Annotated in this window: 10 protein-coding genes; 5 read left to right on the top strand and 5 right to left on the bottom strand. The window is 66.8% G+C overall.

Annotated features, from left to right (window positions below; all coding sequences use genetic code 11):
- The first annotated feature begins 1 nt into the window (after position 1).
- Positions 2-829 carry a Pnap_2097 family protein gene (locus RM96_RS33450; protein ID WP_039016043.1) on the top strand — a complete coding sequence of 276 codons (828 nt, stop codon included), beginning with the start codon at positions 2-4 and terminating at the stop codon, positions 827-829.
- On the top strand, positions 826-2,943 hold the full coding sequence (gene scpA / locus RM96_RS33455; RefSeq protein ID WP_082016828.1) for a methylmalonyl-CoA mutase: 2,118 nt from the start codon (positions 826-828) through the stop codon (positions 2,941-2,943). The genes RM96_RS33450 and scpA overlap by 4 nt, the downstream gene beginning before the upstream one ends.
- Before the next feature lie 15 nt (positions 2,944-2,958).
- Here scpA and RM96_RS33460 read toward each other — a convergent pair whose 3' ends face one another.
- The 5 genes from RM96_RS33460 to RM96_RS33480 form a co-directional block, all read right to left on the bottom strand.
- Positions 2,959-3,810: an EamA family transporter gene (locus RM96_RS33460; protein WP_039016044.1), complete on the bottom strand. Its 852-nt coding sequence runs from the start codon at positions 3,808-3,810 to the stop codon at positions 2,959-2,961.
- A gap of 225 nt (positions 3,811-4,035) precedes the next feature.
- Entirely contained in the window at positions 4,036-5,169 is a 1,134-nt protein-coding gene (locus RM96_RS33465; RefSeq protein ID WP_039016045.1) for a 2-aminoethylphosphonate--pyruvate transaminase, read from the bottom strand.
- Positions 5,170-5,197: 28 nt separating this feature from the next.
- Positions 5,198-6,985 carry a putative 2-aminoethylphosphonate ABC transporter permease subunit gene (locus tag RM96_RS33470; RefSeq protein ID WP_039016046.1) on the bottom strand — a complete coding sequence of 596 codons (1,788 nt, stop codon included), beginning with the start codon at positions 6,983-6,985 and terminating at the stop codon, positions 5,198-5,200.
- The gene (locus RM96_RS33475; RefSeq protein WP_039016047.1) at positions 6,982-8,100 is read right to left on the bottom strand and encodes a putative 2-aminoethylphosphonate ABC transporter ATP-binding protein; all 1,119 of its coding nucleotides are present in this window, start codon (positions 8,098-8,100) and stop codon (positions 6,982-6,984) included. The genes RM96_RS33470 and RM96_RS33475 overlap by 4 nt, the downstream gene beginning before the upstream one ends.
- An 89-nt stretch (positions 8,101-8,189) precedes the next feature.
- A complete protein-coding gene (locus RM96_RS33480; protein WP_039016048.1) occupies positions 8,190-9,224 on the bottom strand; it encodes a putative 2-aminoethylphosphonate ABC transporter substrate-binding protein in 1,035 nt (344 codons plus the stop codon).
- 264 nt (positions 9,225-9,488) lie between these two features.
- Here RM96_RS33480 and RM96_RS33485 point away from each other — a divergent pair, with 264 nt between their 5' ends.
- From RM96_RS33485 to phnY, 3 genes are all read left to right on the top strand, one after another.
- Positions 9,489-10,175 (top strand): phosphonate utilization associated transcriptional regulator, encoded by a 687-nt coding sequence (locus RM96_RS33485; RefSeq protein ID WP_039016049.1) that lies wholly within the window; start codon positions 9,489-9,491, stop codon positions 10,173-10,175.
- An 83-nt stretch (positions 10,176-10,258) separates the two neighbouring features.
- Positions 10,259-11,524, top strand: a complete 1,266-nt coding sequence (phnA, locus tag RM96_RS33490) for a phosphonoacetate hydrolase (RefSeq protein WP_039016050.1) — start codon at positions 10,259-10,261, stop codon at positions 11,522-11,524.
- A gap of 19 nt (positions 11,525-11,543) precedes the next feature.
- Entirely contained in the window at positions 11,544-13,007 is a 1,464-nt protein-coding gene (gene phnY, locus RM96_RS33495; protein WP_039016051.1) for a phosphonoacetaldehyde dehydrogenase, read from the top strand.
- The last annotated feature ends 144 nt before the right edge of the window (positions 13,008-13,151 follow it).

The raw sequence follows: 13,151 nt of genomic DNA on the forward strand, positions 1-13,151 counted from the left end.
CATGCATCGCTGGCGAACCGACTACATCGCAGGCATGCCGCAGCTGGCCTACACCGGCCTGTCGGAGAACTGGTTGCTCAAGGAATGCGGTGACCTGCACTGGCGCGGCCTGGCTGCGCTGGCGGGCCACGAGAAGCCCGAGTTTCGCGACGCGGATGGCCGCAAGGCCTACGCGGCGTTCCTGGCTGTCCGCCTGCGCGAGGCAAGGCTGGAATCGCTCGCGGAGAACACGGCGTTCGCCATCGACTCGTCGCTGGCGCGCGTTGCCGGCGCCCGCCATGTCAGCCGGCACCTGCTGAGTGACGGGCAGGGCAGGCGTGCCGAAGTCTCGATGCTGTCGACCTTCGTGCGCCGCGAGCGCGACCGCGACAACAGGTCCGTGGTGCGGGCGGCATTTGCCGAGTCGTCGGACGCCCTGTCTTTGCCGGACGCCGCGGAGATGGGAGCGCTCGCCAGGCGCTTTCGCGCCGGCGACTGGGGCTGCCATCTGGGCCTGGAGCGGGGGCGCGACGATGCCGGCCACACGGTCGACTATTTGCCGTGCCCGTACGCCGACTTCAACGGCGCGGACCTGCTCTATTTCGCCAGCTTTCAGGCAATCGTTGACCGCGCCGAATGGCATTGGCGGCCCGCCGACGATCCACCGGTGGTTGCCGAGCGCGACCTGTTCTTCCACGGCAATGTGAATGTGGGCGAAGCCCTGGAGCTGTCGTTTTCCGCCATGCGGGCCTTGCCGGACGGGCTGGCCCACTGGTGCGAGGTCCGGCGAGGCAGCGATGGCGGCAAGATCGCCGATGTGGTCACGAGAAAGCGTTGGAGAGTGCGATGACCGGTACCGGAAATGCAGCGGAAGCGGCTGCCAGGACTTTCGCCGACAGCCAGATGCCGCCACGGAAGCCCGTCTACACCCAGGCTGACCTGGGCACGGTCCGTCACCTGGGCAGCCTTCCGGGCGAGACGCCGTACGTGCGCGGCCCCTATCGTTCGATGTACCGGGGCAAGCCCTGGACCATCCGCCAGTATGCCGGGTTTGCCGACGCGGTGGCTTCCAACCTCGCGTTCCGCAATGCGCTGGCGCAGGGCGCGCAGGGCCTGTCGGTGGCCTTCGATCTCCCGACCCACCGCGGCTACGACTCCGATCACCCTCTGGCCAGTGCCGATGTCGGCATGGCCGGCGTGGCGATTGATTCGGTCGAGGACATGAAACGGCTGTTCGAGGGGATTGCCCTGGACACCGTTTCGGTGTCGATGACCATGAGCGGAGCGGTGCTGCCCGTGCTGGCCGCGTTCCTCGTGGCCGCCGAGGAAGCCGGCGTGTCGCCCGACAAGCTCGGCGGGACGATCCAGAACGACATCCTCAAGGAGTACATGGTCCGCAATACCTGGATCTTTGCGCCAGGGCCGTCGATGCGGATCTGTGCCGACGTGGTCGCGTACCTGGCGAAGTACGTCCCTCGCTTCAACGGCATGTCGATTTCCGGCTACCACTTCCAGGAAGCGGGCTCGGATCCGGCCCTTGAGCTCGCGCTGACGCTGGCGAATGGCCGGACCTATGTCCAGGAGATCCGCGATCGTGGCCTGGATGTGGACGAGTTCTGCGGGCGCCTGAGCTTCTTCTTTGGCATCGGCACCGACTTCTACCTGGAGATCGCCAAGTTGCGCGCGGCACGCCTGCTCTGGTGCGAGATCGTCCGCGAGGCTGGCGGCAGCACCGCGCGAGCCATGATGCTGCGGACCCACTGCCAGACGTCCGGCTGGTCCCTGGCCGCCAGCCAGCCATTCAACAACGTGGTACGCACCACGGTCGAAGCCATGGCGGCGGTATTTGGCGGGACACAGTCACTGCACACGAACGCCTACGACGAAGCGCTGGCGCTACCCAGCGCGGACTCGGCCAGGCTGGCGCGCGACACCCAGCTGATTCTGCAGCATGAGATGGGGCTTTGCGATGTGGCGGATCCCTGGGCCGGTTCCTACATGATGGAGTCCCTGACTGCGGAGATGGCTGCCTGCGTTCGGGCGCTGCTGGCGGAAATTGATGCGCAGGGCGGGGTGCTGGCCGCGATCGAGTCTGGCTGGGTGCATGATCGCATTCACGGTGCGGCGCTTCGCACGCAGGCAGGCATCGACAGCGCGGAGCGCGTCATCGTCGGGGTCAACCGCTACCAGGCTGCCGAGGACGAGGCGACGGCTTGCCTCGAAATCGACGCCAGGGCGGTTCGCGCACGTCAGCTGGAGCGGCTGGCGGTGTTGAAGGCCGCACGGGACGAAAGCGAGCTGGAGCGGTCCTTGCAGGCCCTGACAGAGGCCGCCCGCCACGGAACGGGCAACCTGCTGGCGCTGACTGTCGGGGCGATCCGTTGCCGGGCGACCATCGGCGAGTGCACGCGCGCCCTGGAATCGGTATGGCCCCGCCATGCGATAGCGCCGACGTTTGGCCGGTCGCACTATGGTCGTGCACGAGGCGAAAGCCCGGCCTGGACGCATGCCTGCACGCAGGTGCGGCAACTGGCCGCACGTCTGGGCAGGCAGCCGAGCATCCTGGTCGCCAAGCTGGGCCAGGACGGGCACGACCGCGGCGCCAGGGCGGTCGCCGCGGCGCTGTCGGACGCTGGTTTTGCCGTCGAGCTGGGGCCGCTCTTCCAGACGCCGGAGGCGGTTGCCGACCTGGCGATACAGGGCGGCTTCGATGTGCTCGGCATCTCCACACTTGCCGGCGCGCATCTGGAACTGGTGCCGGACCTGATCGCCATGCTACGGCGGCGCGGTCAGGCGATGCCGGTGGTGGCCGGCGGCGTGATGCCGCCCGGCCATGCCCGGCAACTGCTTGCAGAGGGTGTGAGCGCGCTGTTCGGGCCGGGCACGTCGATGGAGACGATCATCGAGTCCCTGGTCGACACGATCACCGCGCACATCGACCAGCGAGACGCTGCCATGGCTTGACGAAGCGTGCACCCGCTACCGCGCCATCTGCAGCGTCACGATGCCCACCAGCACTAGCGCCGTAGCAATCAGCCGCCTGCGGTCAAAGGGCTCCCGCAGCAGGAAGTGCCCGAGCAGGGCGGCAAAGATCACGCTCGATTCCCGCAGCGCCGCGAGCTTGGTGACCGGCGCCATTGTCATCGCCCACAGCATCAGCGCATACGAACCCACGCGGTTGATGCCGCCGATCCAGGCACGCTTCCATTCCGTGCGCATCAGCGCCACCAGTGCGGTGCCGCGCCGGCTGAAGGCGTAGCCCGGCATGAAGACGTGCGACATCGCCTGCAGCCAGACGATGTAGGTAAGCACGTCGCCGTAGCGCTTGACCGCGGTCCCGTCGATGACGGTGCCGCCGGCCAGGCACGCGCCGGCCAGCAGCGCAAAGCCCAGCAGGTCGGGCGCCTGCCGGCGCCAGCGCACCAGGCTGACCAGCCCGCAGCAGATCAGCGCAATGCCGGCATAGCCGCCGGGGCCGAGCTTCTCGCTGCCGCTCAGCAGCAGGATGATGGCCACCATCATCGGCGCCGAGCCGCGCATCAGCGGATAGGCCTGGCTGAAGTCGCCGCGGTTGTAGGCGGCGACCAGCGACAGCTTGTAGCCGACCTCAAGCGTCACCGTTGCCAGCAGGAAGGACCAGACCTGTGGGGCGGGCAGCGGCACCAGGAACAGGAAGGGGAGCGCCACCAGCAGGCAGAAGGTGTCGATCAGCGCCATCGACGACAGCCGGTCGCCCCCGATCTTGACGATGGCGTTCCAGGAGGCGTGCATCAGGGCGGACAGCATGACGGCGGCGAAGGCGAGGCCGTGGAAATCCGGGGGGAGGGACATGAAGGGGTGTCGAAGGAGAGCCGCTTGTTTGCTCCCCTCTCCCGCTTGCGGGAGGGGGGCGGGGGAGAGGGCAGGAGTGTGAGAGAGCGACGGCGGTCGTTTCGCCGGTTGCCAATGCTGGTGGCGTTTTGGCCGGTCGCAGTACTGCAAGCTCCCGCCCTCTCCCCCACCCCTCTCCCGCAGGCGGGAGAGGGGAGCCTGCTGCCTAGCGTTTGGGGATCTTCCTCACGCCGCCCGCGCCAGCTTCGGCTGCATCACGATCCCCATCTCCCGCAGCGCCTCGCCAACGGCCGTCACCACATTGCGCATCTCGTTGTCGTCGATCGCCCCGATGCAGCCCACCCGGAAGGTCTCGACCTGGGTCAGCTTGCCGGGATACAGGATGTAGCCGCGCTCGCGCACCTTGCTGTAGAAGGTCTTGAAGTCGTAGCGCGCATCGGTGGGCGCGTGGAAGGTGACGATGATCGGCGCCTGCACGTCCGGCGACAGGAAGGGGCGGAAGCCGATTTCCGCCATGCCCTGCACCAGCGCTTCATAATTCTTGCGGTAGCGCGCGCCGCGTACCGGCTGCCCGCCTTCTTCCAGGAACTGGTCCAGCGCCGCGCGGAAGGCCGCCACCACGTGCGTGGGCGGCGTGAAGCGCCACTGGGTAGTCTTCTGCATGTAGACGTACTGGTCATACAGGTCCAGCGCCAGCGAATGGCTGTTGCCCTGGCTGGCCTCCAGCACGCTCTTCTTCACCAGCACGAAGCCCATGCCCGGCACGCCCTCGATGCATTTGCCGGTGGCCGCCACCAGCGCGTCGAACGGCATGGTGCGGGCGTCGATCTCCAGCGCGCCGAAGGAGCTCATGGCATCGACGATCAGGCCCTTGCCAAGGCGCGCGCACAGCGCGGCGATTTCCGGCAGCGGATTGAGCACGCCGGCGCCGGTCTCGCAGTGGACCTGCGCGACATGCGTGATCGACGGATCGCGCGCCAGCGCGGCTTCGATCAGCGCGGCGGTGGCGGGCTGGTCTTCGGGGATCGGCAGTTCCACGCTGGCGCGGCCCAGCACCTTGCAGATCTTCAGGATGCGCTGGCAGTAGGCGCCGTTCTGCGGCACCAGGATCTTGCCGTCGCGCGGCACCACGTTGGCGATGGCGGCTTCCACCGAGAAGGTGCCGCTGCCCTGCATCGGCACGCAGACGTGGGTGCCTTCGCCGTGGACGATGCGCACCAGGTCATCGCACAGGCTGCGCGTGATGGCGTTGAAGCTGGCGTCCCACGATCCCCAGTCGCGCAGCATGGCCTGCTTGGTGGCGAGCGAGGTGGTCAGGGGGCCGGGGGTAAGAAGGATCGGGTCGTTGCCGCGAATCATGAGGAGCTCCTGATTGGGAAGGAGAAAGTCAGTCGTTGGATTGCCCTTGCCGCCACGCCTGCGTCTTGCGGTCGAGCACGCGCTGCAGCACGTAGTACAACAGGCAGGCAAAGGCGGAGGTCAGCACTACAAGGGTGGCCATGGCAGCCGCGGGGCCGATGTCGCCGGTCTCGTCGAGGTTGACGATCTCCACCGAGGCGAGCTTGGTATCCGCGCCATAGAGGAACACCACGGCCGACACGGTGGTCATGGCGTTGATGAACAGGTAGCGCGAGATTTCCAGGATGGCCGGCAGGCAGGCCGGGACGGTGACCTTGAAGAAGGTCTTGTAGAAGGGCACCTTGAGCGAGGCGGAGACGGCTTCGAACTCGCTGTCGAGCTGCTTGAGCGCGGTGACCGCGGTCAGGTGGCACGAGGCGTAGTAGTGCACGATGGTCACCAGCACCAGGATGCCGATGGTCTGGTACAGGCCATGCAGCGGGTTGCCCTCCGGCACGAAGAAGAAGATGTAGCCGAGACCCAGCACCAGACCCGGCACGCCCATCGGCAGCACCGCCATCAGCCGCACGAAGCTGCGCAGCCAGTCGAGCCCGCGGGTTTTCTCGAGCAGGTAGGCGGTGGCGAAGATAAAGACCGGGCCCAGCACCGCGCACAGCGCGGCCAGGCGCAGGCTGTTCACGTAAGACTCCAGCACGCCGCCTTCCACCAGCCCGACCCGGTAGTGGTTGAGCGAGAGCGAGAAGTTGTACGGCCACAGCTTCACGAACGAGGCGTAGACCGCCATGCCCATCACCGCCACCATCAGCGCGGCCATCAGCCAGCAGAACGCGGCCATGGCCAGGTCGAAGCGGCGGCTGCGGCGCGGCACGTAGGGCACGGAGCGTGCCGACATCAGCGCCATCTGCCGGCGCTGCACGCGGGCATCGACGCAGTAGGTGACGGCCACGGGCACCAGCAGCATCAGCGACACCACCGCGCCCTGCGAGAAGTCCTGCATGCCGATCACCAGCTTGTAGATATCGGTCGCCAGCATGTGGAAGTTGCCGCCGATCACCTTGGGAATGCCGAAATCCGAGATCGCATAGGTGAACACCACCATCGCCGCGCTGACCAGGCCGTAGCGCGCACCGGGCACGGTGATGGTGAGGAACTTGCGCAGCGTGGAGGTGCCGAGCGCATCGGCCGCCTCATACAGCCGCGCATCGGTCAGCGACAGTGCCGTGATCAGGATCATCAGCGCATGCGGGAAGGTCGCGAATACGAGCGAGGCGACGATGCCGAGCGCGCCATAGATCTGCGTCTCGCCCATATACGGCTTGAACAGCCCCTGGTTGCCGAACCAGAAGATGAACGAGATTGCCGCCAGCAGCGAGGGCGCCAGCAGCGGTATCAGCGCCAGGTTGCGCAGCAGGCCCTTGGCCGCGATGCGGCTGCGCGTCAGCGCGTAGGCGAAGGTGAACGCCAGCGGCACGGTGATGAAGGTGGCTAGCGCCGATACCCACAGGCTGTTCCACACCGAGCGCAACAGCGCGGGCGTTTCGAAGTAGGCGCGGAAGTGGGCGATGCCGGCCAGGCTGCCGTCGCGGTTCTGCACGCTCTTGGCCAGGATCATCACGATCGGCGCCAGCACGAAGCACAGCAGGGCGAGCGCCGCCAGCGCCAGCAAGGCATGCGCGAGGCGATCGGTCCAGTGAGCGCGCACGGCGGTCACCACGGGGGAGGGCGGCGCGGCGGGGCCGGCCGGGCTGGTGGCGCTGGTGGCGCTGGCGGCCGGGGCGGGCGCCGTTGCCGGGGTGCTGGATAGGCTGAGGCTCATGCGTGACGGAAGATGCGGATGCGGTCAGCGGGAATGGCCACGCGCAGCAGGTCGCCGGTGTTCGGGCGCAGCTCGTGCAGGTCATTGAGCGAAAGATCGGCATACAGCGTGCCGCAGGACTGCGGGGCGGCGCCGGCCGTTGGCGGCAGCCGCAGCGTGAGGCGCGAGAAGGCGCCGAGGAATTCGATCTTGTCCACCGTGGCTTCCAGCACATTGGCACCGTGCGCTTCCAGGCCGCGCACGCAGACATCTTCCGGACGGAAGAACACCTGCACCGGCTCATCGGCGCAACAGCCCGGCGGCGGCGCACAGCGCATGCGCACGCCACCCAGGTGCAACTCGCCTTCGCCGTTGAAATGGGCGCCGAGCATATTGGTCTTGCCGACGAAATCGGCGGCGAACGGCGTAGCCGGACGCTGGTAGATCTGCGCTGGCGTGCCGACCTGCTCGATCGCGCCCTGGTTCATCACCACGATGCGGTCCGCCATCGACAGCGCTTCTTCCTGGTCGTGCGTGACCAGGATGGTGGTGATGTTCAGCCGCTGCTGCAGCGCGCGGATCTCGCCGCGCAGGCGCACGCGCACGCGCGCATCGAGCGCGGACAGCGGTTCATCGAGCAGAAGCAGGCCGGGCGAGGTGGCCAGCGCGCGCGCAATCGCCACGCGCTGCTGCTGGCCGCCGGATAGCTGGGCCGGATACTGGCCGCCGCGGTCGGGCAGGCCCACCAGCGTCAGCAGTTCCGCCACCCGCGCGCGGCGCTGGTCGCGCGGCATGCGCCGGTTGACCAGGCCGTAGGCGACGTTGTCGGCGACGGTCAGGTTGGGAAAGAGCGCGTAGGACTGGAACACGATGCCATAGTCGCGCTCCATCGGCGGCAGCGTGGAGATATCGCGGCCGGCCTGGTGGATGGTGCCCGCGCTCTGCGACTCCAGCCCGGCGATGATCCGCAGCAGCGTGGTCTTGCCGCAGCCGGACGGGCCGAGAAAGCACAGGAGCTCGCCCCGGCGCACGTCCAGGTCGATGTTCTGGAGCGCGACAAAGCCGCCGGCGCCAAACCGCTTGTGAATGCCGTGCAGGCTGAGGTAGTCCTCGGCCTGGGGAGTGGGAGTCTGCATGACGTGGGGCTCTGTCTGTTCTGATACTTGATGGGGACGTACTGTCACGGCGGCGCGCGGAGGGCAGGCTCCGCGCGCGCTGCAGAGACTCAGGGCTGCTTTTCCGACTTGCTGGCGTAGCGCTTCTGCCATTCATTCAGCACGCGCTCGCGGTTCTTGGCGATAAAGCTGAAGTCATTCTTGACCAGCATCTTTTCGTAGTTGGCCGGAATGGTCTCCACCTTCCTGGCCACGCCCGGATAGGCGACGATGGCCCAGTCCTTTGCATACAGCTCGTTGGCTTCCTTGCTGGCCAGCCAGTCCATGTAGCGCTGCGCGGCTTCCAGCTTCTTTGTGCCCTTGACGATGCCGGCGGCCTCGATGTCATAGCCCAGGCCCTCCTTGGGGAAGATCATCTCGATCGGCGCGCCCGAGGCCAGCGTCTTGTGCGCGCGCAGCTCGAACGAGATGCCGATCGGGAATTCGCCGGCGCCTGCCTGCTTGCACGGCTTGGAGCCCGAATGCGTGTACTGGGCGATGTTGTCGTGCAGGGCGTCCATGTATTTCCAGCCTTCCTGTTCGCCATATAGCTGCAGCCAGGCCGTCACGTCGAGGAAGCCGGTGCCCGAGGAGGCCGGGTTGGGCATTACGATGGTGCCCTTGTAGATGGGTTTGGCGAGGTCCTTCCAGGTTTCAGGCCGGGGCAGGTTGCGCTTCCTGGCCTCGACCGTGTTGAAGCAGATGGTGGCGCCCCAGACATCCAGCCCCACCCAGGACGGCGGCGTGGCCTTGTCGCTGTAGTCGCGCGTCAGCTTCTCGAAGCCCTTGGGGGTGTACGGCGCGAGCATGTTTTCCTGCTTGAGCAGTTCCAGGCTCGATGCCGCCAGCCCGGCGATCACGTCGGCCTGCGGGTTGGCCTTTTCGGCCAGCGCCTTGGCGGTGATGACGCCGGTGGAGTCCCGCACGTACTTGATCTCGATGTCCGGCGCCACCCTGGCAAAGCCCTCGGCGTACGGCTTGAGGGTCTCGATCTCCCACGCCGTATAGACCGTGAGGGTGGTTTTCTGCGCCAGCGCCGAACCGGCGATGGCCAGCGCAATCATGCCGGCGGTGGTCTGCAGGGTGAACTTCAAGGACGTCTTCATGGGGAACTCCTTGTGGCATTGTAGTGGTGATATGTGTCATTCTGGTGAATATGTTGCAACGCGATGAGGCGTGCTGCACAACATTGAATCACCTTGAAACCATTGTGCTACAACACTTTCAAGACATGTGCCTGGCACTTATCGGTGCCTGGTGTTCACTTGCTTGTTCATCCGATGTCTTGATTGTTGACAATATACAAAGTGGTTGCTTTAATGGCAACCAGGAATTTCGATGATGTTTGCAGTCTTGAATCAGGAGCCCTCATGTCACGCCCAGCCCCTCTGGCGAGCGAAATCTCGATCCTGCAGAGCCAGTCGCTGACCACCGTGGTCCAGCGCGAGCTGGAGATGCGGATCATGTCGGGCGGGCTTGCCCCCGGCGCCAAGCTGAATGAAATCGAGGTGGCGGGGCAGCTCAATGTGTCGCGCGGCCCGGTGCGGGAGGCGTTCCGTGCACTCGAGCAGGCTGGCCTGTTGCGTACCGAAAAGAACCGCGGCGTGTTTGTGCGGGCGATCTCCGTGCAGGAAGCCGACGAGATCTACGAGCTGCGCGCGGTGCTGGACGAATTCGTGGGCCGCACGCTCGCGGCCCGCATCACGTCCGAGGGCCTGCGCGAACTGCGCGCGCTGGTCGAGGCGCTGGGCGCCGCCAGCGCGGCGCGCGACCTCGACGAATACACCCGCCTGAACCTTGCCTTCCACGACCGCATGGTCGAGCTGACCGGCAACGGCAAGCTGGTGGAGACCTATCGCCGGCTGGTCAAGGAACTGACGCTGTTCCGCCGCGAGGCGCTTTCGGGCAGCACCGGCGCCTTGCCGGATTCCACGCGCGAGCACCGCGAGATCGTTTCGGCCATTGCCGCGCGCGACGCGGAGCTGGCCGGCCGCCTGATGCGCGAGCACGTCGAGCGCGGCCGCGCCCGCATGCACGCCGCCGTGGACCCTGCCTGACCTGACAAGACACAACACCGGCCGGGTGCGACCGTGCGCCCGGCCCTCGAACCCGGACCCTTCCTCTGCACAGGACCGCCAACATGCCTGATACCAATGCCTCCCGCACCATCACCGTCAACCAACGCACCTACCGCTGGATGCAGCAGCCCGTGGTGGTGGTCTGCGTGGATGGTTGCGAGTTCGATTACCTGGAAGCCGCCGCCGCCAGCGGCCGCGCCCCATACCTGAAGCGGCTGCTGGCCGCTGGCTCGGCGTTCCGCGGCGCCTGCGTGGTGCCTACCTTTACCAATCCCAACAACCTGTCGATCGTGTGCGGCGCGCCGCCCGCGGTGCATGGCATCTGCGGCAACTATTTCTTCGACCGCAGCGCCAACGGCGGCCGCGGCGAAGAGGTCATGATGAACGACCCCAAGTACCTGCGCGCGGGCACCATCCTGGCAGCGTTTGCCGATGCGGGCGCGAGTGTGGCCGTCGTCACCGCGAAGGACAAGCTGCGCCGCCTGCTTGGCCATCGCATGCAGGGCATCTGCTTCTCGTCGGAGAAGGCTGACCAGGCCACCGTGGAAGAGAACGGCATCGACGGCGTGGTGGAACTGGTCGGCATGCCGGTGCCCGATGTGTACAGCGCCGAGCTGTCCGAGTTCGTCTTCGCGGCCGGCGTGCGCCTGATGGAAACGCGCCGCCCGGACCTGATGTACCTGTCCACCACCGACTATATCCAGCACAAGTTCGCCCCGGGCTCGGACGGCGCCAACGCGTTCTACGCGATGATGGATAAGTACCTCGCGCGCCTGGACGAACTGGGCTGCGTGGTGGCGCTGACCGCCGACCACGGCATGAACGCCAAGCATGACGATGGCACCAAGGCGCCCAACGTGATCTACCTGCAGGACCAGCTCGACGCCTGGCTCGGCCGCGGCCTGGAAGCCGGCGGCGCCCGCGTGATCCTGCCGATCACCGACCCGTACGTGGTCCATCACGGTGCGCTCGGTTCCTACGCCACCATTTACCTGCCCGAGGATGTTGACCGCGCCGCCATCAAGGCGAAGCTGTCGGACCTGCAGGGCGTGGAAAGCGTGCTCGACAACGCCGAGGCCTGCGCGCGCTTCGAGCTGCCGCCCGATCGCGTGGGCGACCTGGTGGTGATCAGCGGCAAGCACGTGGTGCTCGGCACCAGCCGCAGCCGCCACGACCTGTCGGGGCTTGATGCGCCGCTGCGCTCGCACGGCGGGGTCTCGGAGCAGACCGTGCCGCTGGTGTTCAACCGCGCCACCGCGGGCATCCCCGGCAAGCCGTTGCTGCGCAACTTCGACATCTTCGACGTGGCGCTGAACCACCTGCACTGATCCATACCGGAGTCCAGACATGAATGCCCCGAAGTTTCCCGCCGACAACCTTAGCCCGCATTTCCGCGCCGAAGCGCTGCGCATCGATGGCCAGAGGGTGGTGCGCGAGCGCGTGATCGAAGTGCGCAACCCGTATGACGGCACGCTGGTCGGCACCGTGCCCAAGGCCACGCTGGAAGATGTGCGCCGCGCCTATGAAGTGGGGCAGGCCTACCGCGCCACGCTGACGCGCTTCGAGCGCGCCGCCATCCTCAACCGCGCCGCGGCGCTGCTGCGCGAGCGCACCGAAGAGGCGTCGGACCTGATCACGCTGGAGTCGGGCCTGTCGAAGAAGGATTCGGTGTACGAGATCGGCCGCGTGGCCGACGTGCTGGGCTTTGCCGCGACCGAAGCGCTGCGCGACGACGGCCAGCTGTTCTCGTGCGACCTGACCCCGCACGGCAAGAAGCGCCGCGTGATGACGCAGCGCGAGCCGCTGCTGGGCGTGATCTGCGCGATCACGCCGTTCAATCACCCGATGAACCAGGTCGCGCACAAGGTGGCGCCGTCCATCGCCACCAACAACCGCATGGTGCTCAAGCCGTCGGAAAAGGTGCCGCTGTCGGCCTATTACCTGGCCGACCTGCTGTACGAGGCTGGCCTGCCGCCGCAGATGCTGCAGGTGCTGACCGGCGACCCGCGCGAGATCGCCGACGAACTGATCACTCATCCTGCCGCCGACCTCATCACCTTCACCGGCGGCGTGGCCATCGGCAAGTACATCGCCAGCAAGGCCGGCTACAAGCGCGTGGTGCTGGAACTGGGCGGCAACGACCCGCTGATCGTGCTGGCCGACGCCGACCTCGACCGCGCCTCGGACCTCGCCGTGCAAGGCTCGTACAAGAACTCCGGCCAGCGCTGCACCGCGGTCAAGCGCATGCTGGTGCACGAAGCCGTGGCCGCGCGCTTCACCGAGCTGGTGGTGGAAAAAACCCGTGCCTGGAAATACGGCGACCCGATGGACCGCGGCGTCGACATGGGCACCGTGATCGACGAGCAGGCCGCGCAGCTGTTCGAGGCCCGCGTCAACGAGGCGGTGGCGCAGGGTGCGCGGCTACTGGCCGGCAACCAGCGTAATGGTGCGAGCTACTCGCCGACGGTGATTGACCGCGTCGATCCGGCGATGACGGTGGTGCGCGAGGAGACCTTCGGGCCGGTGTCGCCGATCATCACGTTCCGCGATGTGGATGACGCCATTCGTATTTCCAACGGCACCGCGTTCGGGCTGTCGTCGGGCGTCTGCACCAACGATATCGAGGCGTTCACCAAGATCGCCAGTGCGCTGCACGTCGGCACAGTCAACCTGTGGGAGGTGCCCGGTTACCGGATCGAGCTGACGCCATTCGGCGGCATCAAGGATTCGGGGCTGGGGTACAAGGAAGGCGTGCAGGAAGCGGCCAAGAGCTTTACCAACCTGAAGACGGTCACGTTCCCTTGGAGGTGAGGTACCGGGGAACTGAATTTACCGCTGGTTTGCTCCCCTCTCCCGCTTGCGGGAGAGGGGCAGGGGGTGAGGGCAGGCGGTGGCATACCGATAGCGCTGTACTTCGTCGACACACCCGGGCCCCCCCCCCACCCCCCCCCCCCC

This window comes from Cupriavidus sp. IDO, from assembly GCF_000812465.1.
Taxonomy (GTDB): domain Bacteria; phylum Pseudomonadota; class Gammaproteobacteria; order Burkholderiales; family Burkholderiaceae; genus Cupriavidus.

Excerpts from the sequence above, each read along its gene's own strand:
- RM96_RS33450 (WP_039016043.1), top strand. The coding sequence starts at position 2 with ATGCATCGCTGGCGAACCGACTACATCGCAGGCATGCCGCAGCTGGCC.
- scpA (WP_082016828.1), top strand. The coding sequence starts at position 826 with ATGACCGGTACCGGAAATGCAGCGGAAGCGGCTGCCAGGACTTTCGCC.
- RM96_RS33460 (WP_039016044.1), bottom strand. The coding sequence starts at position 3,810 with ATGTCCCTCCCCCCGGATTTCCACGGCCTCGCCTTCGCCGCCGTCATG.
- RM96_RS33465 (WP_039016045.1), bottom strand. The coding sequence starts at position 5,169 with ATGATTCGCGGCAACGACCCGATCCTTCTTACCCCCGGCCCCCTGACC.
- RM96_RS33470 (WP_039016046.1), bottom strand. The coding sequence starts at position 6,985 with ATGAGCCTCAGCCTATCCAGCACCCCGGCAACGGCGCCCGCCCCGGCC.
- RM96_RS33475 (WP_039016047.1), bottom strand. The coding sequence starts at position 8,100 with ATGCAGACTCCCACTCCCCAGGCCGAGGACTACCTCAGCCTGCACGGC.
- RM96_RS33480 (WP_039016048.1), bottom strand. The coding sequence starts at position 9,224 with ATGAAGACGTCCTTGAAGTTCACCCTGCAGACCACCGCCGGCATGATT.
- RM96_RS33485 (WP_039016049.1), top strand. The coding sequence starts at position 9,489 with ATGTCACGCCCAGCCCCTCTGGCGAGCGAAATCTCGATCCTGCAGAGC.
- phnA (WP_039016050.1), top strand. The coding sequence starts at position 10,259 with ATGCCTGATACCAATGCCTCCCGCACCATCACCGTCAACCAACGCACC.
- phnY (WP_039016051.1), top strand. The coding sequence starts at position 11,544 with ATGAATGCCCCGAAGTTTCCCGCCGACAACCTTAGCCCGCATTTCCGC.